The sequence below is a fragment of the Pseudomonas sp. 3HC3 genome, from assembly GCF_044904505.1.
In the GTDB taxonomy this organism is placed as follows: Bacteria; Pseudomonadota; Gammaproteobacteria; order Pseudomonadales; family Pseudomonadaceae; genus Aquipseudomonas; species Aquipseudomonas putida_Y.
The window spans coordinates 519,547-542,920 of the sequence record NZ_JADDRH010000002.1; the positions used below are offsets into that span (position 1 = coordinate 519,547).

19 protein-coding genes and 1 pseudogene are annotated in these 23,374 nt (G+C 63.2%); 17 read left to right on the forward strand and 3 right to left on the reverse strand.

What is annotated here, in order from left to right:
• The first annotated feature begins 3 nt into the window (after positions 1-3).
• The 3 genes from INQ47_RS07000 to INQ47_RS07010 all read left to right on the forward strand — a co-directional run bounded on the left by INQ47_RS07000 (position 4) and on the right by INQ47_RS07010 (position 1,651).
• Positions 4-600: a DUF924 family protein gene (locus INQ47_RS07000; RefSeq protein WP_404701394.1), complete on the forward strand. Its 597-nt coding sequence runs from the start codon at positions 4-6 to the stop codon at positions 598-600.
• 227 nt (positions 601-827) lie between these two features.
• Positions 828-1,082 (forward strand): outer membrane protein assembly factor BamE, encoded by a 255-nt coding sequence (bamE, locus tag INQ47_RS07005; protein ID WP_079230016.1) that lies wholly within the window; start codon positions 828-830, stop codon positions 1,080-1,082.
• Positions 1,079-1,651, forward strand: a complete 573-nt coding sequence (locus INQ47_RS07010) for a lipocalin family protein (protein ID WP_176684815.1) — start codon at positions 1,079-1,081, stop codon at positions 1,649-1,651. Before bamE ends, INQ47_RS07010 begins: the two co-directional genes overlap by 4 nt.
• Positions 1,652-1,806: 155 nt before the next feature.
• Here the strand turns inward: INQ47_RS07010 and INQ47_RS07015 are convergent, their stop codons facing one another.
• Positions 1,807-3,171, reverse strand: coding sequence for a formimidoylglutamate deiminase (locus INQ47_RS07015; RefSeq protein WP_404701395.1), 1,365 nt, complete (start codon positions 3,169-3,171; stop codon positions 1,807-1,809).
• Positions 3,172-3,315: 144 nt separating this feature from the next.
• Between INQ47_RS07015 and hutC the strand changes: the two genes are divergently transcribed.
• The 14 genes from hutC (at position 3,316) to INQ47_RS07085 (ending at position 21,028) form a co-directional block, all read left to right on the forward strand.
• Positions 3,316-4,026 carry a histidine utilization repressor gene (hutC, locus tag INQ47_RS07020; protein WP_176684829.1) on the forward strand — a complete coding sequence of 237 codons (711 nt, stop codon included), beginning with the start codon at positions 3,316-3,318 and terminating at the stop codon, positions 4,024-4,026.
• Positions 4,023-4,595, forward strand: coding sequence for a HutD family protein (locus INQ47_RS07025; protein WP_404701396.1), 573 nt, complete (start codon positions 4,023-4,025; stop codon positions 4,593-4,595). The genes hutC and INQ47_RS07025 overlap by 4 nt, the downstream gene beginning before the upstream one ends.
• Before the next feature lie 516 nt (positions 4,596-5,111).
• A complete protein-coding gene (hutU, locus tag INQ47_RS07030; protein WP_176684818.1) occupies positions 5,112-6,785 on the forward strand; it encodes a urocanate hydratase in 1,674 nt (557 codons plus the stop codon).
• Between the two features lie 107 nt (positions 6,786-6,892).
• Positions 6,893-8,425 carry a histidine ammonia-lyase gene (hutH, locus tag INQ47_RS07035; protein WP_010955589.1) on the forward strand — a complete coding sequence of 511 codons (1,533 nt, stop codon included), beginning with the start codon at positions 6,893-6,895 and terminating at the stop codon, positions 8,423-8,425.
• Positions 8,426-8,582: 157 nt separating this feature from the next.
• Positions 8,583-9,986, forward strand: a complete 1,404-nt coding sequence (locus tag INQ47_RS07040; RefSeq protein ID WP_176684820.1) for an amino acid permease — start codon at positions 8,583-8,585, stop codon at positions 9,984-9,986.
• Positions 9,987-10,001: 15 nt separating this feature from the next.
• Positions 10,002-11,207 (forward strand): imidazolonepropionase, encoded by a 1,206-nt coding sequence (gene hutI, locus INQ47_RS07045; protein WP_053870496.1) that lies wholly within the window; start codon positions 10,002-10,004, stop codon positions 11,205-11,207.
• Positions 11,208-11,217: 10 nt separating this feature from the next.
• On the forward strand, positions 11,218-12,021 hold the full coding sequence (gene hutG, locus INQ47_RS07050; RefSeq protein ID WP_404701397.1) for an N-formylglutamate deformylase: 804 nt from the start codon (positions 11,218-11,220) through the stop codon (positions 12,019-12,021).
• Between the two features lie 169 nt (positions 12,022-12,190).
• Positions 12,191-13,162 carry a prolyl aminopeptidase gene (pip, locus tag INQ47_RS07055; RefSeq protein ID WP_252461015.1) on the forward strand — a complete coding sequence of 324 codons (972 nt, stop codon included), beginning with the start codon at positions 12,191-12,193 and terminating at the stop codon, positions 13,160-13,162.
• The gene (dtd, locus tag INQ47_RS07060; protein WP_404701398.1) at positions 13,159-13,596 is read left to right on the forward strand and encodes a D-aminoacyl-tRNA deacylase; all 438 of its coding nucleotides are present in this window, start codon (positions 13,159-13,161) and stop codon (positions 13,594-13,596) included. The genes pip and dtd overlap by 4 nt, the downstream gene beginning before the upstream one ends.
• Before the next feature lie 263 nt (positions 13,597-13,859).
• Positions 13,860-15,599: a glucan biosynthesis protein G gene (locus INQ47_RS07065; RefSeq protein WP_404701399.1), complete on the forward strand. Its 1,740-nt coding sequence runs from the start codon at positions 13,860-13,862 to the stop codon at positions 15,597-15,599.
• Positions 15,592-18,165: a glucans biosynthesis glucosyltransferase MdoH gene (gene mdoH, locus INQ47_RS07070; RefSeq protein WP_404701400.1), complete on the forward strand. Its 2,574-nt coding sequence runs from the start codon at positions 15,592-15,594 to the stop codon at positions 18,163-18,165. The genes INQ47_RS07065 and mdoH overlap by 8 nt, the downstream gene beginning before the upstream one ends.
• A 296-nt stretch (positions 18,166-18,461) precedes the next feature.
• Positions 18,462-19,259: a transporter substrate-binding domain-containing protein gene (locus INQ47_RS07075; RefSeq protein WP_033730273.1), complete on the forward strand. Its 798-nt coding sequence runs from the start codon at positions 18,462-18,464 to the stop codon at positions 19,257-19,259.
• 79 nt (positions 19,260-19,338) lie between these two features.
• Positions 19,339-20,301, forward strand: a complete 963-nt coding sequence (locus tag INQ47_RS07080; RefSeq protein WP_209969536.1) for an amino acid ABC transporter permease — start codon at positions 19,339-19,341, stop codon at positions 20,299-20,301.
• A complete protein-coding gene (locus tag INQ47_RS07085) occupies positions 20,294-21,028 on the forward strand; it encodes an amino acid ABC transporter ATP-binding protein (protein ID WP_003249271.1) in 735 nt (244 codons plus the stop codon). The genes INQ47_RS07080 and INQ47_RS07085 overlap by 8 nt, the downstream gene beginning before the upstream one ends.
• Positions 21,029-21,137: 109 nt before the next feature.
• On the opposite strand, the gene INQ47_RS07090 is transcribed toward INQ47_RS07085, so the two are convergent.
• Positions 21,138-22,031: a methyl-accepting chemotaxis protein gene (locus tag INQ47_RS07090; protein ID WP_374755433.1), complete on the reverse strand. Its 894-nt coding sequence runs from the start codon at positions 22,029-22,031 to the stop codon at positions 21,138-21,140.
• Positions 22,032-22,040: 9 nt separating this feature from the next.
• Positions 22,041-23,081, reverse strand: a pseudogene (locus tag INQ47_RS07095) (methyl-accepting chemotaxis protein); the annotation flags it as partial.
• Positions 23,082-23,374: the final 293 nt, after the last annotated feature.

The following is a 23,374-nucleotide window of genomic DNA, read 5'->3' on the forward strand; positions in this document are numbered from 1 at the left end:
GTCATGCTCGCACCTTGGCAGCCGTTGCTGGAGTGGTGGTTCGGTTGGGGCACCAGTGCCCAGGCCGTGGCTGACGAGAAGAGCACGCTGTGGTTCGGCAAGCATCACGATGCCGACGCCTATGCGTTGTTTGGCGACCTGGTCGAGCACGCCCTGGCGGGTGGGCTCGACGAGTGGCAGCAAAGCCCGCAGGGCTGGCTGGGTCTGCTGATTTTGCTCGACCAGTTGCCACGCATGATCTACCGCGACACGCCGCGTGCGTTCGAGGGCGACCGGCGTGCCCAGGTGGTGGCCATGCAGGGCCTGCAGAAGGGCTGGGACTACCAGCTGCTGCCGATCCAGCGGGTGTTTGTGCTGCTGGTGCTGGAGCATGCCGAGGTGCTGGACTGGCAGAACCTGTGCGTGGAACGCTATCAAATGCTGCTGGACGAACAGCCCGAGGCCAACCGCCGGCTGTTCGAAGGCTTCCTCGACTATGCCGAGCAGCACCAGCGGGTAATTGCCCGTTTCGGGCGCTTCCCGCACCGCAACTTGGTGCTGGAACGGCCAAGTACCAGCGAAGAAATGGACTTTTTGCTGGAGCCTGGGTCTCGTTTCTGACGCCCAAGGGGCCTGCTGTGCAAGACATCGCGACGCGAGGCCGCTCCAACAGGGGCGGCCTTTTTTATTGTGCGCATGACTAATGCTTTGTGATTAATCGCACAGTAGTGGCCATCCGACCAATGGTGTAGGGGCAAAGGGGGTGGGGCAGGGAACCTGGGAGGGATTTTCACGTCGAAGGTCACTGCAGGCCACTCGCCTGTATCATCTTTCAGGAGTGTCCCTTCATGTCGTTGCGTTCCCTCGCCCTGTTGTCGCTGTGTGTCGTGCTGACTGCCTGCAGCAAGATCAACCAGGAAAACTATTCCAAGCTCAAGGCCGGTATGAACAAGGCCGAGGTCGAGCAGTTGCTCGGCACGCCGACCGAGTGTTCTGGCGCGTTGGGCATGAGCAGCTGCACCTGGGGGGACGAGAAGAGCTTCATCAGCGTGCAGTACGCAGCTGACAAGGTGCTGATGTATTCCGGGCAGGGTCTCAAATGAGGCGTGCGTACCTGCTGATGGGGGTATGCCTGGCATTGCTGTTGGGCGGTTGTGCAGGTTCCTCGCACGACCCGCTGGCACCGAAGACCGCCGGCCATGTCGACCTCAAGCGCTACCAGGGCAAATGGTACGAGCTGGCGCGCCTGCCCATGCGCTACCAGGAAGGCTGCGAGCAGTCCGAGGCGCATTACAACCTCAAGCCTGATGGCAGTTATGGCGTGCTCAACCGCTGCCGCACCATGGGTGATGAGTGGCTGCGCGCCGAAGGGCATGCGAATATCCAGGAGCCGGGGCACACCGACAAGCTTTGGGTCGAGTTCGATAACTGGTTCACCAAGCTGGTGCCAGGCGTGGCGCGGGGTGAGTACTGGATTCTTTATGTGGACGACCACTACCGTACGGCCATCGTCGGCAGCCCGGACCGCAAATACCTGTGGATATTGTCGCGTACGCCGACGCTGCCTGCCTGGGAGCGCGAGAACCTGCTGTCCAGGGCGCGGCAGCAGGGGTATGACACCAGCCGCTTGATCTGGCGGGCGTCCGATCAGCAAATAGTAAAAATGCACTGAGTTTTTGGGATTGCGTTGCAATCCTTCGCGGGCAAGCCCACTCCCACAGGTTCTGCGCTGAGCCCTGGACTGCCCACAAGACGTTTTTTGGGGGGGCAGTCCAATCTGTGGGAGCGGGCTTGCCCGCGAAGGGCTGCAACGCAGCCCCGGTACCCTCAGCCCAAAAGCTGGCGCAGCACCTCGGCAAACGCCCGCCCGCTTTCTTCTTCTTGCGCATGCCGCCCCTGGCGGACCACCCACTGCCCATTCACCATCACATCGCGTACCTGGCGATCGCCGCCGGCAAACAGCCAGCGGTTGAGAATGGCGTCACCCTCCGCCATGGCGATGTACGGGTCCTGTCCATCGAGCACCAGCCAATCGGCGCGCTTGCCCACCGCCAGCTCGCCGACCGCCTGCCCCAGCGCCTGCGCACCACCGGCCAGCGCCGCGTCATACAGCGTGCGCCCGACCATCGGCTGGTCGCCGCGATACAGGCGGTTGCGCCGCTGGTCCCGCAGGCGCTGGCCGTATTCCAGCCAGCGCAGTTCCTCCACCACGCTTAACGACACATGGCTGTCCGAGCCAATGCCCATGCGCCCGCCCTGTGCCAGGAAATCCACTGCCGGGAAGATCCCATCGCCCAGGTTGGCTTCGGTGGTCAGGCACAACCCGGCCACCGCGCCGCTGCGGGCCATGGCAGTTACTTCGTCCGGTTCGGCATGGGTAGCGTGTACCAGGCACCAGCGGCGGTCCACGTCTACGTGCTTGTACAGCCACTGCAGCGGGCGCAGGCCGCTCCAGGCCAGGCAGTCGTCAACTTCCTTCTGTTGTTCGGCGAGGTGGATATGCACCGGGCACTGCCTGTCGCTGGCCGCCAGCACTTCGGCGATCTGCCCAGGCGTGACCGCCCTCAGCGAGTGGAAGCACAGGCCCAGGTGCTGCGCAGGTTGCGCGGCCAGCAGCGGGGCGAGTTGCGCTTGCAACTGCAGGTACTGCTCGGTGGAGTTGATGAAGCGCCGCTGCCCGTCGTTCGGCGCCTGGCCGCCAAAGCCTGCATGGCTGTACAGCACCGGCAGCAAGGTCAGGCCAATGCCGCTATCGGCCGCAGCTGCGCTGATGCGGAGCGACAGTTCGACCGGGTCGGCGTAGGGCTTGCCGGCCTGGTCGTGGTGCACGTAATGGAATTCGGCCACCGAGGTGTAGCCGGCCTTGAGCATCTCGATGTACAACTGGCGGGCGATGACCTGAAGCTGCTGTGGGCTGATCTGCCCGACCAGGCGATACATCAGCTCGCGCCAGGTCCAGAAACTGTCGTTGGGGTTGCCGGCAACTTCCGCCAGGCCTGCCATGGCGCGCTGAAAGGCATGCGAGTGCAGGTTGGGCATGCCGGGCAGCAGCGGGCCGGCCAGGCGCTCGGCGCCTTCGGCCGAAGCGCCTGGCTCGATGCTGGCCACATGGCCATCGCTGGCGACCTCGATACGCACATGGCTGGCCCAGCCCGTAGGTAGCAGGGCGCGTTCGGCGAAGTAGGCAGACATCGGTGGAATCCTGTTATTGTTAACTTGTATATACATATACAGGCGTTTGCCTGCCGGGTAAACTGCGGCAAGCTACCGCTCATTTCATTTGCACAAGGATCCATCGCCGTGCCGACACCTCCTGTCTCCGCGCTGGTTGCCCAGATGGGCGAGGGCCCGGCGCCGCTCTACGCCCGGGTCAAACAGATGATCATCCAGCAGATCGACAACGGCAGCTGGCCACCGCATCATCGGGTACCCTCCGAGAGCGAGCTGGTCAACGAGCTGGGCTTCAGCCGCATGACCATCAACCGCGCCCTGCGTGAACTCACCGCCGAAGGCCTGCTGGTGCGCATGCAGGGGGTCGGCACCTTCGTGGCCGAGCCCAAGGGCCGTTCGGCGCTGTTCGAGGTCAACAACATCGCTGACGAAATCGCCGCCCGTGGCCACCAGCATAGCTGCCAGGTGATCACGCTTGCCGAGGAAGCGGCCGGCTCCGAACGGGCGTTGGCCCTGGACATGCGCGAAGGACAGCGGGTGTTCCACTCGCTGATCGTGCATTTCGAGAACGGCGTGCCGGTGCAGATCGAGGACCGTTACGTCAACGCGGCCATCGCCCCCGACTACCTCAAGCAGGACTTTACTCGGCAGACGCCTTACGCCTACCTGTCCCAGGTGGCGCCGTTGACCGAAGGCGAGCACGTGGTCGAGGCGATCCTGGCCGAGCCGGAAGAGTGCCGCCTGTTGCAGATCGAGCAGGGCGAGCCTTGCCTGCTGATTCGTCGTCGCACCTGGTCCGGTCGTCAGCCGGTGACCGCTGCACGGCTGATCCACCCCGGTTCCCGTCATCGCCTGGAAGGACGTTTCAGCAAATGAGTCAGTTGCAGTTGATGCGTGCGCACGATTACCCGCGCATGCCGTGGAAGAACGGTGGCGGTTTCACCGAAGAGATTACCCGCGACCGTGGCGAGGGCCTGGACGGTTTTGGCTGGCGTCTGTCGATTGCCGATATCGAGGAGTCGGGCGGCTTCTCCGCCTTCGTCGGTTACCAACGGATCATCACCGTGCTGCAGGGCGACGGCATGCGGCTGCTGGTCGACGGCCAGGCCAGCCGGCCATTGCTGGCGTTCGATGCGTTTGCCTTCAGCGGCGAGAACCAGGTCAGCTGCAAGTTGCTGGGCGGGCCGATCCGCGATTTCAACCTGATCTATTCACCGCAGCGATATCGGGCGCGGTTGCAGTGGCTGGATGGAACCAGCCGCGTGTATAGCTCGGCGTCGACGGTGTTGTTGTTTGCTGGCAGCAGCCATGTTGAGGTGACCATCGTGGGGCGTGAAACGCAGCGGCTAGGGTTGTATGACTGCCTGCGGCTGGAGGGCAATGACGAATTGCTTGGGCTGGAGGTTCAGGGGCGGTTCTGCCTGATCGAACTGGTTGAGTGCTGAGGGTCTGGCTGTAGGTTTTTATCGCCTGTGAGATCGAGCGCCGCCAGGTGTCCGCCTCGACACATTCTGCGCCTGTGAGATCGAGCGCCGCCCGCGCGGCGCTTCGCGGGTAAACCCGCTCCTACGTTTCTTTCGGGCCAATTATGCCTGTGGGATTTGCGCGCGAACGCCTTGGTGCCTATCTCGATATCGCGTCGTACCAACAAGGCGGTCGCGCGCGCCAGGCACAGGATGGACTGGCCCGAAACAAACGTAGGAGCGGGTTTACCCGCGAAGCGCCGCGCGGGCGGCGCTCGATCTACGCACCGCCGCAGAACTTAAGCCGGACCGACGCTCGATCTACGCACCGCCGCAGAACTCAAGCCGGACCGGCGCTCGCTTTACCCCCAAGAAGTCAAGGTAGGAATGGCAAGGTCCGATTATTTTGGTTGTCCATGCTTGTACATACAAGTAAAGGTGTGTTTGTATATTGACCACGACATACCCGCCCGCGGACGACCGCAGAGGACCTTTCCCGTGACTGACAACAACAAATACCGTGACGTTGAAATCCGTGCCCCACGTGGCAACAAGCTGACCGCCAAAAGCTGGCTGACCGAAGCGCCACTGCGTATGCTGATGAACAACCTCGATCCACAGGTCGCGGAAAACCCGAAAGAGCTGGTGGTATATGGCGGTATCGGCCGCGCTGCGCGCAACTGGGCCTGCTACGACAAGATCGTCGAAACCCTGACCCGCCTGGAAGACGACGAAACCCTGCTGGTGCAGTCGGGCAAGCCGGTCGGTGTGTTCAAGACCCACAGCAACGCACCGCGCGTGCTGATCGCCAACTCCAACCTGGTGCCACACTGGGCCAACTGGGAACACTTCAACGAACTGGATGCCAAGGGCCTGGCCATGTACGGCCAGATGACCGCCGGCAGCTGGATCTACATCGGCAGCCAGGGCATCGTCCAGGGCACCTATGAAACCTTCGTCGAAGCCGGGCGCCAGCACTACGGCGGCAGCCTGAAAGGCAAGTGGGTGCTCACCGCTGGCTTGGGCGGCATGGGCGGCGCGCAGCCACTGGCCGCGACCCTGGCCGGGGCTTGCTCGCTGAACATCGAATGCCAGCAGAGCCGCATCGACTTCCGCCTGGAAACCCGCTACGTCGACGAGCAGGCCACTGACCTCGACGACGCCCTGGCGCGCATCGCCAGGTACACCGCCGAAGGCAAGGCCATCTCCATCGCCCTGCACGGCAACGCCGCCGAAATCCTCCCAGAACTGGTCAAACGTGGCGTGCGCCCGGACATGGTCACCGACCAGACCAGCGCCCACGACCCACTCAACGGCTACCTGCCTGCCGGCTGGACCTGGGAGCAGTACCGCGACCGTGCGCAGACCGAACCGGCAGCAGTGGTCAAGGCCGCCAAACAGTCGATGGCCGTGCACGTGCAGGCCATGCTGGACTTCCAGAAGCAGGGTATCCCGACCTTCGACTACGGCAACAACATCCGCCAGATGGCCAAGGAAGAGGGCGTGGCCAATGCCTTCGACTTCCCAGGCTTCGTCCCGGCCTACATCCGCCCACTGTTCTGCCGCGGTGTCGGCCCGTTCCGCTGGGCGGCGCTGTCCGGTGAAGCCGAGGACATCTACAAGACCGACGCCAAGGTCAAGGAACTGATCCCTGACGACGCCCACCTGCACCGCTGGCTGGACATGGCTCGCGAGCGCATCAGCTTCCAGGGCCTGCCGGCGCGGATCTGCTGGGTGGGTCTGGGCCTTCGCGCCAAGCTGGGCCTGGCCTTCAACGAAATGGTCCGCAGCGGCGAGCTGTCGGCACCGGTGGTGATCGGCCGTGACCACCTCGATTCCGGCTCGGTATCCAGCCCGAACCGCGAAACCGAGGCCATGCGTGATGGTTCGGACGCTGTTTCCGACTGGCCGCTGCTCAACGCCCTGCTGAACACCGCAGGCGGCGCCACCTGGGTGTCGCTGCACCATGGCGGTGGCGTGGGCATGGGCTTCTCGCAGCACTCGGGCATGGTCATCGTCTGCGACGGTACCGATGAGGCCGCCGAGCGCATCGCCCGAGTACTGACCAATGACCCAGGGACAGGCGTCATGCGCCACGCCGATGCCGGTTACGACATCGCCATCGACTGCGCCAAGGAGCAGGGCCTGGACCTGCCGATGATCACTGGCTGATCGCCTCGCTTTGGACCGCACCCCACAAGGGGTGATACTGAACAACAAGAAGGAGCGCGCAGGCACCTGGATACGGGCCTGCGGCTCTACGCGATTGGAGTAGCAAAGTGACCGAACTCACCCTCAAGCCTGGCACCCTGACCCTGGCCCAGCTGCGTGCGATTCACGCCGCGCCCGTGCGCCTGCAACTGGATGCCAGCGCCGCGCCGGCCATCGACGCCAGCGTCGCCTGCGTCGAACAGATCATTGCCGAAGACCGCACTGCCTACGGCATCAACACCGGTTTCGGCCTGCTGGCCTCGACCCGCATCGCCAGCCATGACCTGGAAAACCTGCAGCGTTCGCTGGTGCTGTCCCACGCCGCCGGCATCGGCGCGCCGCTGGATGACGACCTGGTGCGGTTGATCATGGTGCTGAAGATCAACAGCCTCAGCCGTGGCTTCTCCGGCATCCGCCGCAAAGTCATCGACGCGCTGATTGCCTTGGTCAACGCCGAAGTCTACCCGCACATCCCGCTGAAAGGTTCGGTAGGTGCCTCCGGTGACCTTGCGCCGCTGGCGCATATGTCGCTGGTGCTGCTGGGCGAAGGCAAGGCTCGCTACAAGGGCCAGTGGCTGCCGGCCACCGAAGCCCTGGCGATTGCCGGCCTCGAACCACTGACCCTGGCCGCCAAAGAAGGCCTGGCCCTGCTCAATGGGACTCAGGCTTCCACCGCCTATGCCTTGCGTGGCCTGTTCCAGGCCGAAGACCTGTATGCCGCGGCCATCGCCTGCGGCGGCCTGAGCGTCGAAGCAGCGCTGGGTTCGCGTTCGCCGTTCGATGCGCGTGTCCACGAAGTGCGTGGCCAGCGTGGGCAGATTGACACCGCCGCCTGCTTCCGCGACCTGCTGGGCGACTCCAGTGAAGTGTCGCTGTCGCACAAGAACTGCGACAAGGTCCAGGACCCGTACTCGCTGCGCTGCCAGCCGCAGGTCATGGGTGCCTGCCTGACCCAGCTGCGTCAGGCCGCCGAGGTACTGGGCATCGAAGCCAACGCCGTGTCGGACAACCCGCTGGTGTTCGCTGCCGAAGGTGATGTGATCTCCGGCGGCAATTTCCACGCCGAGCCGGTGGCCATGGCCGCCGACAACCTGGCCTTGGCCATCGCTGAAATCGGCTCGCTCAGCGAGCGCCGCATCTCGCTGATGATGGACAAGCACATGTCCCAGCTGCCGCCGTTCCTGGTGGAGAACGGCGGGGTCAACTCCGGCTTCATGATCGCCCAGGTCACCGCTGCCGCCCTTGCCAGCGAAAACAAAGCCCTGTCGCACCCGCACAGCGTCGACAGCCTGCCAACTTCGGCCAACCAGGAAGACCACGTGTCGATGGCTCCGGCGGCCGGCAAGCGCCTGTGGGAAATGGCCGAAAACACCCGTGGCGTGCTGGCCATCGAATGGCTGGGCGCTTGCCAGGGCCTGGACCTGCGCAAAGGCCTGAAGACTTCGGCCAAGCTGGAGCAGGCGCGCCAGGCGCTGCGCAGCGAGGTGCCGCACTACGACCGTGACCGTTTCTTCGCGCCGGATATTGAAAAGGCCGTGGACCTGTTGGCCAAGGGTAGTCTGACCGGCTTGCTGCCGGCGGGTGTGCTGCCAAGCCTGTAATGCCCCTTGGGGCCGCTTGGCGGCCCTTCGCGGGCAAGCCCGCTCCTGCACAAATTGCGATATGCAACGCTATCCATATAGGAGCGGGCTTGCCCGCGAATGGGCTGCGCAGCAGCCCCTCAATCTCACGACCACAAAAACAATTCAAGGACGTGACATGCAACAAGCTCAAGGTCTCAAGCGCGGGCTAAGTGCCCGCCACATCCGTTTCATGGCCCTCGGCTCCGCCATCGGCACCGGCCTGTTCTACGGCTCTGCCTCGGCCATCCAGATGGCAGGCCCGGCCGTGCTGCTGGCCTACCTGATCGGCGGCGCTGCCGTGTTCATGGTCATGCGCGCCCTTGGCGAAATGGCCGTGCACAACCCGGTGGCCGGCTCCTTCGGCCACTACGCCACGACCTACCTTGGCCCAATGGCCGGCTTCATCCTCGGCTGGACCTACGCTTTCGAGATGGTCATCGTCGCCATCGCCGACGTCACCGCGTTCGGTATCTACATGGGCTTCTGGTTCCCGGAGGTAGCCCGCTGGATCTGGGTGCTGGGCATCGTTTTCCTGATCGGCGGCCTCAACCTGTGCAACGTCAAGGTATTCGGCGAAATGGAATTCTGGCTGTCGCTGCTCAAGGTCGGCGCCATCGTGGCGATGATCCTGGCCGGTCTCGGCATCATGGCTTTCGGTTTCAGCCAAGTGGGTACCGGGCATGCCGTGGGCATGAGCAACCTGTTCGACCATGGCGGCTTCATGCCTAACGGCGTGGGTGGCTTGATTGCGTCGTTTGCCGTGGTGATGTTCGCCTTCGGCGGTATCGAGATCATCGGCGTCACCGCCGGTGAGGCAAAAGACCCGCAGCGCGTCATCCCCAAAGCGATCAACGCGGTGCCGCTGCGCATCCTGCTGTTCTACGTGCTCACCCTGTTCGTGCTGATGTGCCTGTACCCATGGCCGCAGATTGGCAGCCAGGGCAGCCCGTTCGTGCAGATCTTCAGCAACCTGGGCATCGGCTCTGCCGCTGCCGTGCTGAACGTCGTGGTGATTTCCGCTGCCATCTCTGCCATCAACAGCGACATCTTTGGCGCTGGCCGCATGATGTATGGCCTGGCCCAGCAAGGCCACGCCCCACGCGGTTTCAGCAAGTTGTCGAAACATGGCGTACCTTGGATGACTGTCGTGGTGATGGGGGCTGCGCTGCTGATCGGCGTATTGCTCAACTACCTGATCCCGGAAAATGTGTTCCTGCTGATTGCCTCGATCGCCACCTTCGCCACGGTGTGGGTGTGGCTGATGATCCTGCTCACCCAGGTAGCCATGCGCCGCAGCATGAGCCGCGAGCAAGTGGCCCAGCTCAAGTTTCCGGTTCCGTTCTGGCCATACGGCCCGGCCATGGCCATTGCGTTCATGGTGTTCATCTTTGGCGTGCTCGGCTACTTCCCGGACACCCAGGCGGCATTGATCGTCGGCGTGCTCTGGGTGGTGTTCCTGGTGGCGTCCTACCTGCTGTGGTGCAAGCCGCGCGCAGGGCAGGGCCAGCCGGTAGCGGAGCCGGCCGAGCTGCACCGCTAGCATAGGAGATTGTGCATGAGAACCCTCTGGCAGCATTGCCATGTTGCAACCATGGCCGACGGCCGCTACTCGGCCATCGAGGATGCGGCGATCGTCACCAGCGCCGGGCTGATCGAGTGGATAGGCCCACGCGCCGAGCTGGCGCCAGTCGAAGCTGACCGCACGGTTGACCTGGGTGGTGCCTGGGTCACCCCTGGGCTGATCGACTGCCACACCCATGCGGTGTTCGGCGGCAACCGCAGCGGCGAGTTCGAGCAGCGCCTGCAGGGCGTGAGCTATGCCGAAATCGCCGCACAGGGTGGCGGTATCGCCAGCACTGTGCGGGCTACCCGTGCGGCCAGCGAAGACGAGTTGTTCGCCAGTGCTCGCCAGCGCGTTCAGGCACTGATGCGCGATGGCGTGACCACCATCGAGGTCAAGTCCGGCTACGGCCTGGACCTGGCCAACGAGCGCAAGATGCTGCGAGTGGCCCGGCGCCTGGCTGACGAGCTGCCGCTGACGGTGCGTGCCACGTGCCTGGCAGCGCACGCTTTGCCCCCGGAGTACGCAGCCCGGGCCGATGACTACATCGCGCACATCTGTGATGAAATGTTGCCGGCCCTGGCCGCCGAAGGCCTGGTAGATGCGGTGGATGCCTTCTGCGAACACCTCGCGTTCTCGCCGGCCCAGGTCGAGCGACTGTTCATCAAGGCACGCGAACTGGGCCTGCCGGTCAAGCTGCATGCCGAACAGCTGTCATCGTTGCACGGCTCAAGCCTGGCCGCGCGTTACCAGGCACTGTCGGCTGACCACCTGGAGTTCATGACAGAGGAAGACGCCATGGCCATGGCAAACGCCGGCACAGTCGCCGTGCTGCTGCCGGGCGCCTTCTACTTTCTGCGTGAAACCCAGCTGCCGCCAATGGATGCATTGCGCCGGCACGGGGTGAAGATTGCCCTGGCCAGCGACCTTAACCCCGGCACCTCGCCAGGGTTGTCGCTACGGTTGATGCTGAACATGGGCTGCACCTGCTTCCGCATGACGCCGGAAGAAGCCCTGGCCGGCGTTACGGTCCACGCTGCCACGGCGCTGGGCCTGGGTGACAGCCACGGCTCGCTGCAAGTGGGCAAGGTGGCCGACTTCGTCGCCTGGCAGATCGAACGCCCCGCCGACCTGGCCTACTGGCTGGGTGGCGACCTGCCCAAGCGCGTAGTGCGCATGGGCCATGAAATCTCCAACTGAGCGAGGCACGATGGACAAGGTACTGAGTTTTCACCAAGGTCGCCTGCCGCTGCTGATCAGCATGCCGCACGCTGGCCTGCGCCTGAGCGATGCCGTGCGCGACGGCCTGGTCGACCAGGCGCAAAGCTTGCAGGACACCGACTGGCACATCCCGCAGCTTTACGACTTTGCCCGTGACATGGGCGCCAGCGTGGTGGCTGCAGAGTATTCACGCTTCGTCATCGACCTGAACCGGCCGGACGACGACAAGCCACTGTACGCCGGCGCCACCACGGGCTTGTACCCGGCGACGTTGTTCGGTGGCGAACCCCTGTTCAAGGATGGGCTGGCGCCGTCTGGCGAAGAACGTAAACGCTATCTGGAGCAGATCTGGCGTCCTTATCACGCCACCATTCGTCGTGAACTGGACCGCTTGCGTGAGCAGTTTGGCTATGCGCTGCTGTGGGATGCCCATTCGATCCGTTCGCTGATCCCGCACCTGTTCGATGGCAAGTTGCCGGACTTCAACCTGGGTACTTTCAACGGCGCCAGTTGCGATCCGGCACTGGCTGAGCGGCTGCAGGGGGTGTGCGCCGAGGTGCAAGGCTACAGCCATGTGCTCAACGGTCGGTTCAAAGGCGGGTACATCACCCGGCATTATGGCGACCCGGCCAACCATATCCATGCTGTGCAACTGGAGCTGGCGCAAAGCACCTATATGGAGGAAATCGAGCCGTTTGCCTACCGGGAAGATCTGGCGCAACCGACGCAAGCGGTATTGAGGCAACTGCTGCAAGCGCTGCTGGCGTGGGGCGACGAGCATTACAAGCGTTGAGTGAAGGCGGCGACGCTATCGGCGTCGCCAGGCGCCGTGGGAGGCCATTGTCGGAAATCTGCGCAATGGTCAATTCGCGCCGTTCGAACGCGTCAGCAAGGACGGTGCTGAAAGCGCAATTCAGGTTTATGATGGCCCACGGCCGAATAATCCTCACACGGAGTGCGCAATGCAGACCCTCTACCCGCAGATCAAACCCTACGCCAGGCACGATCTGGCCGTGGAAGCGCCGCATGTGCTTTATGTCGACGAAAGCGGCTCGCCGGAAGGTTTGCCCGTGGTGTTCATCCACGGAGGCCCTGGCGCTGGCTGCGACGCCCAGAGCCGCTGCTACTTTGACCCCAACCTGTACCGCATCATCACCTTCGACCAGCGCGGCTGTGGCCGCTCCACGCCCCATGCGAGCCTGGAGAACAACACCACCTGGCACCTGGTCGAAGACCTGGAGCGCATTCGCGAACACCTTGGCATAGACAAGTGGGTGCTGTTTGGTGGTTCTTGGGGCTCGACCCTGGCCCTGGCCTACGCTCAGGCTCACCCAGAACGCGTGCACGGCCTGATCCTGCGCGGCATCTTCCTGTGCCGGCCGCAGGAAATCGAGTGGTTCTACCAGGAGGGCGCCAGCCGCCTGTTCCCCGACTACTGGCAGGACTACATCGCACCGATTCCACCGGAGGAACGCGACGATCTGGTCAGAGCCTTCCACAAGCGCCTGACCGGTAACGACCAGATCGCCCAGATGCACGCCGCCAAGGCGTGGTCCACCTGGGAAGGCCGTACCGCCACCCTGCGTCCCAACCCGCTGGTGGTCGACCGCTTTTCCGAACCGCAGCGGGCGCTGTCGATCGCTCGCATCGAATGCCATTACTTCATGAACAACGCCTTCCTCGAACCGGACCAGTTGATCCGTGATCTGCCCAAGATCGCCCACCTGCCGGCGGTGATCGTGCATGGGCGCTACGATGTGATCTGCCCACTGGACAACGCCTGGGCGTTGCACCAGGCCTGGCCGAACAGTGAGCTGAAAGTGATCCGTGACGCCGGTCACGCGGCTTCCGAGCCTGGCATCACCGATGCCTTGGTGCGTGCCGCCGACCAGATGGCCCGACGCCTGCTCGACCTGCCCCTGGAAGAAGCATGAAGGGCCTGTTGCAGCGCGTGCGCGGTGCGCGGGTTGAGGTGGCGGGGGAGGTGGTCGGTGCCATCGACCAGGGGTTGCTGGTGCTGGTCGCGGTCGAGCCTGACGATTCCCGCGAACAGGCCGATAAGCTGTTGCACAAGCTGCTGAACTACCGTGTATTCAGTGACGAGCAGGGCAAGATGAACCTGTCGCTCAAGGATGTCGGGGGTGGCCTGCTACTGGTGTCACAGTTCACTTTGGCGGCCGACACCCGCAACGGCATGCGCCCAAGCTTCTCGACAGCGGCGCCACCGGCCCTCGGCGCCGAGTTGTTCGACTATCTTTTGCAACAGGCACAGGCTCAGCACGCCGACGTGGCCAGCGGCCGCTTCGGTGCGGACATGCAGGTGCACCTGGTCAATGATGGCCCTGTAACATTTATGTTACAAATATGAGGTCAAAAACCCCTTTGTTCGCAGGAAAACAAGGGGTTTTGTACGATAAATAGTTGCTCCAGCCTGATGCGTTGTCACGCAACCTGCTGGATAATCGCGCGCTGCATGGACCTGCGTTCGCAGGTCCGTTTCACTCTGACTCGAGCATTGTCTGGATCCGTTTGGGGAATCATTACGCCCTCACGGGGTCCGAACAGTGCTCGCCAACCCGGCATTTGTCGCTGGCCGTTGGTTTCATGATCTGTTTTCGGCGAGGGTTGCTCGTGATTGTTAGTCCCCAAAAAGCATCAAGAATCCCCGGCGTTCGGCTACGCAAGGCGCTGATGGCCAGTGTGGCTCTGGTTGGCCTGATGAGCGCGGGCCAGCTGTGGGCATTCAATCTTGACGATGTTGCAGCCAAGGCAAAGGATCTGGCCGGCCAGAAGTACGACGCACCCAAAAGCAACCTGCCGGCCGTATTCCGCGACATGAAGTTTGCGGACTACCAGAAAATCCGTTTCCTGCAGGAAAAGGCCGAGTGGGCCAAGGACAAGACCCCGTTCAAGCTGTCGTTCTATCATCAGGGCATGCACTTTGACACCCCGGTGAAAATCAACGAGGTCACCGCCACCAAGGTCCGGGAAATCAAGTACGACCCGGACCGCTTCGAGTTCGGTGACGTGCCGCACGACCCGGAAACCACCAAAAACCTCGGTTACGCCGGTTTCCGCGTGCTGTACCCGATCAACAAGGCCGACAAGCAGGACGAGATCATGACCCTGCTTGGCGCCAGCTATTTCCGCGTAGTCGGCAAGGGCCATGTGTACGGCCTGTCTGCCCGTGGCCTGGCCATCGACACCGCACTGCCATCGGGCGAAGAGTTCCCGCGCTTCACCGAGTTCTGGGTTGAAAAACCCAAGCCAGCCGACAATCACCTGGTGATCTACGCGCTGCTGGATTCGCCGCGCTCCACCGGCGCCTACAAGCTGATCCTGCGTCCGGGCAACGACACCGTGGTCGACGTGCAGTCCCGCGTGTTCCTGCGTGAGCATGTCAGCCGCTTGGGCATTGCGCCGCTGACCAGCATGTACCTGTTCGGCCCCAATCAGCCGTCCAAGGTGCTCAACTATCGCCCGGCCCTGCATGACTCCGAAGGCCTGTCGATTCACGCCGGCAATGGCGAGTGGCTGTGGCGCCCGCTGAACAATCCGAAGCACCTGGCCGTGAGTAACTTCAGCGTCGAGAACCCGCGTGGTTTCGGCCTGATGCAGCGCCAGCGCGCCTTCAGCGACTACGAAGACCTCGACGACAACTACCAGAAGCGCCCAAGCGCCTGGATCGAGCCGAAGGGTGATTGGGGCAAGGGTAGCGTCGATCTGGTCGAAATCCCGACCGCCGACGAGACCAACGACAACATCGTGGCTTTCTGGAGCCCGGAGAAGCTGCCGGAGCCCGGCAAGCCGATCGAGTACGCCTACCGCATGCATTGGACCATTGACGAGCCGCAGTTCCAGGCCCCTGACCTGGGCTGGGTCAAGCAGACCCTGCGTTCCACCGGCGACGTCAAGCAATCCAACCTGATCCGCCAGCCAGACGGCAGCGTGGCGTTTCTGGTCGACTTCGCCGGCCCGGCCCTGGCTGCCTTGCCGGAAGACACCGCGGTGCGTAGCCAGATCAGCGTGGGCGACAACGCCGAGGTGGTCGAGAACAATCTACGCTATAACCCTGAGACCAAGGGCTGGCGCCTGACCCTGCGCCTGAAGGTAAAGGAAGCCAACAAATCGACCGAAATGCGCGCCGCATTGGTGCGTGACGTGCCGGTCGAAGCCGCCAAGCCTGCCCAGGACGCCAAGCAGGACAAGGCCGCTGCCAAGCATGCCAAGGCCGAGAAAGCCGTCAAGGCTGAGCCATCTGCCAAGGCCGAACAACCTGCCGCCGATGCGGCACCCACCAACGGGGCCCCGGCCACCACCGAGAAGGTGCTGACCGAGACCTGGACCTATCAGTTGCCTGCCGATGAGTAACTCAAGCGCAAGGCCGGAATCGCTTGGCGAGTACCTGGCCCACCTACCACTGAGCGACCAGCAGCGGGCTGAACTTGCCAGCTGCATCTCGTTCAGTGAGCTGCACCAACGCTTGGCGGCCAACCCGGCCGCCAGCTCTGCCGAGGCCGTGCAGGCCTCGGTGGGCCCGCGCCTGACCGTGGGCAGCGCCGCCGAGCTGGAGGACGCCGAAATGCTCGGCGTCGATGGCAGCGGCCGCCTGTGCCTGAAGATCGCCCCGCCGATCAAGCGCACCAAGGTTGTGCCCGAACCGTGGCGCACCAACGTGCTGATCCGCATGTGGCGGCGCATGACCGGCCGTACCAATGCCCCGCAGCCGCCCAAGCGCGAACTGCCACCGGCACGCTGGCGCACGGTCGGTTCGATCCGCCGCTATATCCTGCTGACCCTGATGATTGGCCAGACCATCGTTGCTGGCTGGTACATGAAGGGTATCCTGCCGTACCAGGGCTGGTCGTTCGTTGACCTCGACGAAATCCTCAGCCAGTCGCTGTGGGACACGGTGGTGCAGGTGTGGCCGTATGCCTTGCAGACATCCATCCTGATTCTCTTCGGTATCCTGTTCTGCTGGGTGTCGGCGGGCTTCTGGACCGCACTGATGGGCTTCCTCGAGCTGCTCACCGGGCGCGACAAATACAAGATTTCGGGCAGCAGCGCAGGCAACGAGCCAATCGCGCCCGAGGCGCGCACCGCGCTGGTGATGCCGATCTGCAACGAAGACGTGCCGCGGGTGTTCGCCGGCCTGCGCGCAACGTTCGAGTCGGTGGCCGCCAGCGGCAACCTCGACCGTTTCGACTTCTTTGTGCTCAGCGACACCAACGACACCGACATTGCCGTGGCCGAGCAACAGGCCTGGCTGGATGTGTGCCGCGAAACCAAAGGCTTTGGCCGCATCTTCTACCGCCGCCGTCGGCGCCGGGTGAAGCGCAAGAGCGGCAACCTCGACGACTTCTGCCGTCGCTGGGGTGGCGAGTACAAGTACATGGTTGTACTCGATGCCGACAGTGTCATGAGCGGCGAGTGCCTGAGCAGCCTGGTGCGCCTGATGGAAGCCAACCCGGACGCCGGCATCATCCAGACCGGGCCGAGAGCCTCGGGCATGGACACCCTGTATGCACGCATGCAGCAGTTCGCCACCCGCGTGTACGGTCCACTGTTCACTGCCGGTCTGCACTTCTGGCAGTTGGGTGAGTCGCACTACTGGGGCCACAACGCGATCATCCGCATGAGGCCGTTCATCGAGCACTGCGCGCTGGCGCCGTTGCCGGGCAAGGGCGCATTCGCCGGTGCCATCCTTTCCCACGACTTCGTCGAAGCTGCGCTGATGCGCCGTGCCGGCTGGGGCGTGTGGATTGCCTACGACTTGCCGGGCAGCTACGAAGAACTGCCGCCAAACCTGCTCGACGAGCTCAAGCGCGACCGCCGCTGGTGCCACGGCAACCTGATGAACTTCCGCCTGTTCCTGGTCAAGGGCATGCATCCGGTTCACCGTGCGGTGTTCCTCACGGGGGTGATGTCTTACCTGTCGGCGCCGCTGTGGTTCCTGTTCCTGGTGCTGTCGACCGCGCTGTTGGCGACCAACACGCTGATGGAGCCGCAGTATTTCATCGAGCCGTACCAGCTTTACCCGCTGTGGCCGCAGTGGCACCCGGAGAAGGCCGTAGCGCTGTTCTCCACCACCATCGTGCTGCTGTTCTTGCCCAAGCTGCTTAGCGTTATCCTGATCTGGGCCAAGGGCGCCGTCGAGTTCGGTGGGCGAGTCAAGGTCACCTTGTCGATGCTGATGGAGATGCTGTTCTCCATGTTGCTGGCACCGGTCCGCATGATCTTCCACACCCGCTTCGTGTTGGCCGCGTTCCTCGGCTGGGCTGCGACCTGGAATTCGCCGCAGCGTGACGACGACTCCACGCCGTGGGGCGAAGCCGTGCGCCGACATGGTCCGCAGACGCTGCTGGGCATTGCCTGGGCCGCACTGGTGGCGTGGTTGAACCCGAGCTTCCTGTGGTGGCTGGCGCCTATCGTCGGTTCGCTGGTGCTGTCGATCCCGGTATCGGTGATTTCCAGCCGCACCCGCCTGGGCCTGGCGGCCAAGGACGAGAAGCTGTTCCTCATCCCCGAGGAATACGCCACCCCACAAGAGCTGCTGGCGACCGACCAGTACACCCACGAAAACCGCTGGCATGCCTTGCATGATGGCTTCGTGCGGGCCGTGGTCGACCCGCGGCAGAATGCCCTGGCCTGCGCCATGGCTACTGCCCGCCATGGCCAGGCGGCACCGATCGAAGCGTTGCGTGCAGAGCGCGTTGCCAAGGCGATTGAAGTCGGGCCGAAAGGCCTGGACCTCAATACGCGCCTGGCCCTGCTCAGCGATCCGGTGGCACTGAGCCGCCTGCACGAGCAAGTGTGGGCCGAGCACAATGCGGCATGGATCGATGTGTGGCGTGCGTCGATCAACAATGACCCGCATTCGCCGCTGTTGCCGTTGCACCCGGAAAACGCAGGCCAACCGACACTCGTCGGCGCCTGATCGGGCCTGTTCGCTGCGGTTCGGCGCCCCGATGGACCCGATCCTACAGGGTACCTGACAGGGCCTCTTCGCGGGTGAACCCGCTCCTACCAGGGACACACATTCCCTTGTAAGAGCGGGTTCACCCGCGAAGCTTTTTGCCCTAGCCCCCCATTTTGGCCAACAAAGTCCCCCCGCGGCTCTAGGTCCTCGGGCCGCCATGCGTTAGCATCCCTCTCCGATACGACGCTTCGGCCGGTACGGCCGTGCCAACACAATAAGATTCGCTACTTTTATTGCTAGGGGACTTGGTGATGATCAAGAAATACCTTTCGCGACTGCTGGTCGGTGTGACCGCCCTGGTCGCCGTGACTGCGGCCCAGGCGGGCGCCATCGATGACGCGGTCAAGCGCGGCACCCTGCGGGTGGGCATGGACCCGACTTACATGCCGTTCCAGATGACCAACAAACGTGGCGAAATCATCGGCTTCGAAGTCGATATCCTCAAGGCCATGGCCAAGTCCATGGGCGTCAAGTTCGAGGCTGTGTCCACCGCCTATGACGGCATCATCCCGGCTCTGCTGACCGACAAGTTCGACATGATCGGCAGCGGCATGACCCTGACCCAGGAGCGCAACCTGCGTCTGAACTTCAGCGAACCCTTCATCGTGGTTGGCCAGACCCTGCTGATCCGCAAGGAACTGGCTGGCGAGATCAAGTCGTACAAAGACCTGAACAACGAGAAGTACCGCCTCACTTCCAAGTTGGGCACCACGGGTGAAATGGTCGCCAGGAAGCTGATCAGCAAAGCCAAGTACCACGGCTACGACAACGAGCAGGAAGCGGTCATGGACGTGGTCAACGGCAAGGCTGACGCCTTTGTCTATGACGCGCCGTACAACGTGGTGGCGGTAGATAAAGCCGGCGCCGGCAAGCTGCTGTTCCTCGACGAGCCCTTCACCTACGAGCCGCTGGCCTTCGGCCTGAAGAAAGGCGACTACGACAGCATCAACTTCATCAACAACTTCCTGCACCAGATCAAGCACGACGGGACCTACGATCGTATTCACGACAAGTGGTTCAAGAACAAGGACTGGCTGAAGGAAATGGAATAAGGCCCAGGCCACAAGCCCGGCTTTATGACCCCGACGCGCAGGCAAACCCTGCGCGTTCGCATTTACGGAAGTACCCCACGTGATCAAACACAAGAAAGCCCAGTGGCCCTGGCATGGGTTGACCGCCCTGGTCCTGGTGGGCCTGGCGCTCAGCCTTTACATGGCCACCTCGATGATTTCCTACGAGTGGCGCTGGAACCGCGTACCGCAGTACTTCGCCTACAAGGCCGAGGACGCACAACGCGCTGCCGGTTACGGCACTGTGCAGGAAATCGTCATCTCCGGTGACAATGCCCGCGTCACGCTGAAGGATGAAAGTGGTGCCGAGCAAGTGCTCGATGTGGCCAAGGACAGCCTGCAACTCAGCCGCGGCGACGATGTTGCCGAAGGCGACCAGATTGGCGTAACCCGCCACTGGGCCGCTGGCCCGCTGGCATGGGGCCTGTGGACCACCTTGTGGATCTCGGTGGTGTCCGGGGCGCTGGGCCTGGTGATCGGCCTGTTCGCCGGATTGTGCCGGTTGTCCAACAACCCGACCCTGCGCGACCTGTCGACCGTCTATGTCGAACTGGTGCGCGGCACGCCGCTGTTGGTGCAGATCTTCATCTTCTACTTCTTCATCGGCACCGTGCTCAACCTGTCCCGCGAGTTTGCCGGGGTGGCGGCACTGGCATTGTTCACCGGTGCTTACGTGGCTGAAATCGTCCGTGCTGGCGTGCAGTCGATCGCCAAGGGCCAGAACGAGGCTGCGCGGTCGCTGGGCCTGAACGCTGGCCAGTCGATGCGCCATGTGATTCTGCCGCAGGCGTTCAAGCGCGTGCTGCCGCCCCTGGCCGGCCAGTTCATCAGCCTGGTCAAGGACACCTCGCTGGTGTCGGTGATCGCCATCACCGAACTGACCAAGAGTGGCCGTGAGGCCATCACCACCTCGTTCTCAACCTTCGAGATCTGGTTCTGCGTGGCAGGCCTGTACCTGCTGATCAACCTGCCGCTGTCGCACATTGCCAGCCGGCTCGAGCGGAGGCTTGCGCAAAGTGATTGAAGTCCGTGACCTGCTGAAAGTCTTCGACACCCGTGGCCAGGTGGTAAGGGCTGTGGATAACGTCACCACTCAGGTCGCCAAGGGCGAAGTGGTGGTGGTGCTCGGCCCGTCGGGGTCGGGCAAGTCGACGTTCCTGCGCTGCCTCAACGGCCTGGAGCATTTCGATCAAGGCCATGTGGCCATCGATGGCCTGCAACTGGCCGACCCCAAGACCGACATCAATGCCTATCGCCGCGAAGTCGGCATGGTGTTTCAGCATTTCAACCTGTTTCCGCACATGACCGTGCTGGAAAACCTGTGCCTGGCGCAGAAGGTGGTGCGCAAGCGCAACAAGGCTGACCGCGAGGCCAAGGCCCGGGCGCTGCTGGAAAAGGTCGGTATTGCGCAGAAGGCCAACGAATTCCCGTCCCGGCTTTCCGGCGGTCAGCAGCAGCGGGTAGCGATTGCCCGGGCCCTGGCCATGGACCCGAAAGTGATGCTGTTCGACGAGCCGACCTCAGCGCTTGACCCGGAAATGGTCGGTGAGGTGCTGGACGTGATGAAGACCCTGGCCCAGGAAGGCATGACCATGGTTTGCGTCACCCACGAAATGGGCTTTGCCCGCGAAGTGGCCGACCGCGTGCTGTTCTTCGATCACGGCAAACTGCTGGAAGATTCGGCCCCGGCTGCGTTCTTCGCTGCGCCGAAAGACCCGCGTGCACAGGCATTCCTGCGCCAGGTGCTGTAACCGCGCCGGCTTCTTCACGGGCAAGCCCGGCCCTGCATGTCCACCACTGCCTTGAAGGGGGTGCTGCACCTGTGGGCGCGGGCTTGCCCGCGAAGAGGGCGACGTGATGTCAGATGCTGAACCGCCCCACCATCCCCCGCAATTGCTGCCCCAGATGCTCCAGCTCTCCACTCGAGGCTGCCGTCTGCTCACTGGCCGCACTGGTCTGATCCGAAACATCCCGCACATTGATCACGCTTCGGTTGATCTGCTCGGCCACCACGCTCTGCTCTTCACTGGCGGTGGCGATCTGCTGGTTCATACCCTGAATACTCGACACAGTGTCGGTGATCTGGCTCAGCGCGTGCCCGGCCCTGCGGCTCAGTTCCACGCTCTGTTCGGTCAGGCTTTTGCTGCTGTCCAGCAAGCGGGTCACTTCGTCGGTACCGTTGTGCAGGCTGTCGATCAGTTGGCCAATCTCCTCGGTCGCCGTCGAAGTGCGCTGGGCCAGGCCGCGCACCTCATCGGCCACCACGGCAAAGCCACGCCCGGCTTCACCGGCCCGTGCCGCTTCGATCGCCGCGTTCAGCGCCAGCAGGTTGGTCTGTTCGGAGACCGACTTGATCACATCCAGGATGCTGCCAATCCGCTGGCTCTCGCCTGCCAGGTGCTGCATGGCCGCCAGGCAATGGTCCATCTGCCCGGCCAGTTGTTCGATACGGCCGATGGCTTCGGCGACTACCTGATCACCCACCTGTGCCTGCTGGTCAGCGTTGGTCGCGGCCAGTGAGGCTTGCTCGGCGTTCTGTGCCACTTCCTGCACGGTGGCGCTCATCTGGTTCATGGCAGTGGCCACCTGGTCGGTTTCCTCGCGCTGCTGATTGATGCGCAACTTGGTGTCTTCGCTACTGGCCGCCAACTGCGTGGCGGCCTGTGACAGCTGGCCGACACCCTGATCAATGCCACCGATCAGCTCGCGCAGGCTCAAGGTCATCTCGCGCATGCTGGTTTGCAACTGGCCCATTTCGTCGCGACGTTGCACGGTGTCGACCTGGCTCAGATCACCCTTGGCGATGCGGGCGGCCACGGCCAGCGTCTGGCGCAGTGGCTGGGTGATCTGCAAGGTGATCAGCCAGGCGGCCAGCGCCCCTACCACCATTGCCAGCAGTGCCACACTGGTCAGCAGCGACCTGGCGGCCAGGGCCTCACTGTCGCGTTGCTCGACCTTGCGTTTGCCCAGTTCGAGGCTCACCGTTCGCAGCTCGTTGCCCATGTTTTCCATGTTGTTCTGCAACTGCTCGACACGTACAGCGGCGCGGCGGTACTGATCCAGGCTGGCGCGGTACTTGCTCAGCTCGACACCGGGTTGCTCACTGATGGCGCGTGGCAAGCCCAGCGGCGCAAGGCCTTCAAGCAGTTGCACAAGGCTACTGTCGGCGGCGTTCAGGGCGTTATCGCCGACTTTGGCAAAATCCTCGACCGGGACGAAGGTGTAGGCTGGAACCAGGCTTTGCTGGTTGGCACCTTCGACATGCCGGCTGAGAGTATCCATCAGGCCCAGCACACCACTCTGCTGACTGTCGTCAGGCATTTTCAGCAAGGCCTGGGTCTGCAGTTCGTCAATCGCCTCGCTGAGTGCATGCTCCTGCGACTGCAGGGCTTCGCGCAGGGCTACACGGCTGGCGACGCTGCGCTGCAGTTCGCTGAAGTTGTCGCGCAGGCTCTGCAACAATGCCATTTTTTCTGTCAGCAACTGCCGTGACTCATCGACGTTGCTGCGTTGCTGCAGGGTGGTCAGCATGCTGTTGAGCTGGTCGAGGATGTTGCTGATGCGCGCTCTGCTGGCATCGTCGTTGAGCACGCGGTAGGTGATGCGTTCCGCACGCAGGTCTTTTGTCAGGTCGTTGATCAGGCCTATTTCGCTGAGTTGCTGTGAGCGCACGATGGCACCATCCAGGGCACGCCAGCCGCTGATGGTGGTGGCCAGGGTGAGCAGCAGGACCACGGCGAAGCCGAGGGCCAGCTTGGCGGCGACACTGATGTTGCCGAGCTTGCGGTTGAGGGAGCCAAGCATGGGGAATCTCCGAGCGAGTGAGAGAAAGGATGCAGGCGCATGGCTGGCATCACATCTCTGCCCATCGGCAGCGGAGCTGTAGGACTTGACCTGATAATCAAGTAGGAAATTTCGCCGCGAACAGTAGGATACATAGGAGCGGGTTTGCCCGCGAATACGGTGGCGGCGGCAACGGTGAACGGCGGGTGGAGATTGGCCAGCAGGGCCGGCCCATTCGCGGGTGAACCCGCTCCTACGACGGTCTGTGCATGTGTGTAGGAGCGGGTTTACCCGCGAATACAGTGGTGCCGGCA

Excerpts from the sequence above, each read along its gene's own strand:
- INQ47_RS07000 (WP_404701394.1), top strand. The coding sequence starts at position 4 with ATGCTCGCACCTTGGCAGCCGTTGCTGGAGTGGTGGTTCGGTTGGGGC.
- bamE (WP_079230016.1), top strand. The coding sequence starts at position 828 with ATGTCGTTGCGTTCCCTCGCCCTGTTGTCGCTGTGTGTCGTGCTGACT.
- INQ47_RS07010 (WP_176684815.1), top strand. The coding sequence starts at position 1,079 with ATGAGGCGTGCGTACCTGCTGATGGGGGTATGCCTGGCATTGCTGTTG.
- INQ47_RS07015 (WP_404701395.1), bottom strand. The coding sequence starts at position 3,171 with ATGTCTGCCTACTTCGCCGAACGCGCCCTGCTACCTACGGGCTGGGCC.
- hutC (WP_176684829.1), top strand. The coding sequence starts at position 3,316 with ATGGGCGAGGGCCCGGCGCCGCTCTACGCCCGGGTCAAACAGATGATC.
- INQ47_RS07025 (WP_404701396.1), top strand. The coding sequence starts at position 4,023 with ATGAGTCAGTTGCAGTTGATGCGTGCGCACGATTACCCGCGCATGCCG.
- INQ47_RS07040 (WP_176684820.1), top strand. The coding sequence starts at position 8,583 with ATGCAACAAGCTCAAGGTCTCAAGCGCGGGCTAAGTGCCCGCCACATC.
- hutI (WP_053870496.1), top strand. The coding sequence starts at position 10,002 with ATGAGAACCCTCTGGCAGCATTGCCATGTTGCAACCATGGCCGACGGC.
- hutG (WP_404701397.1), top strand. The coding sequence starts at position 11,218 with ATGGACAAGGTACTGAGTTTTCACCAAGGTCGCCTGCCGCTGCTGATC.
- pip (WP_252461015.1), top strand. The coding sequence starts at position 12,191 with ATGCAGACCCTCTACCCGCAGATCAAACCCTACGCCAGGCACGATCTG.
- dtd (WP_404701398.1), top strand. The coding sequence starts at position 13,159 with ATGAAGGGCCTGTTGCAGCGCGTGCGCGGTGCGCGGGTTGAGGTGGCG.
- mdoH (WP_404701400.1), top strand. The coding sequence starts at position 15,592 with ATGAGTAACTCAAGCGCAAGGCCGGAATCGCTTGGCGAGTACCTGGCC.
- INQ47_RS07090 (WP_374755433.1), bottom strand. The coding sequence starts at position 22,031 with ATGGGCCAGTTGCAAACCAGCATGCGCGAGATGACCTTGAGCCTGCGC.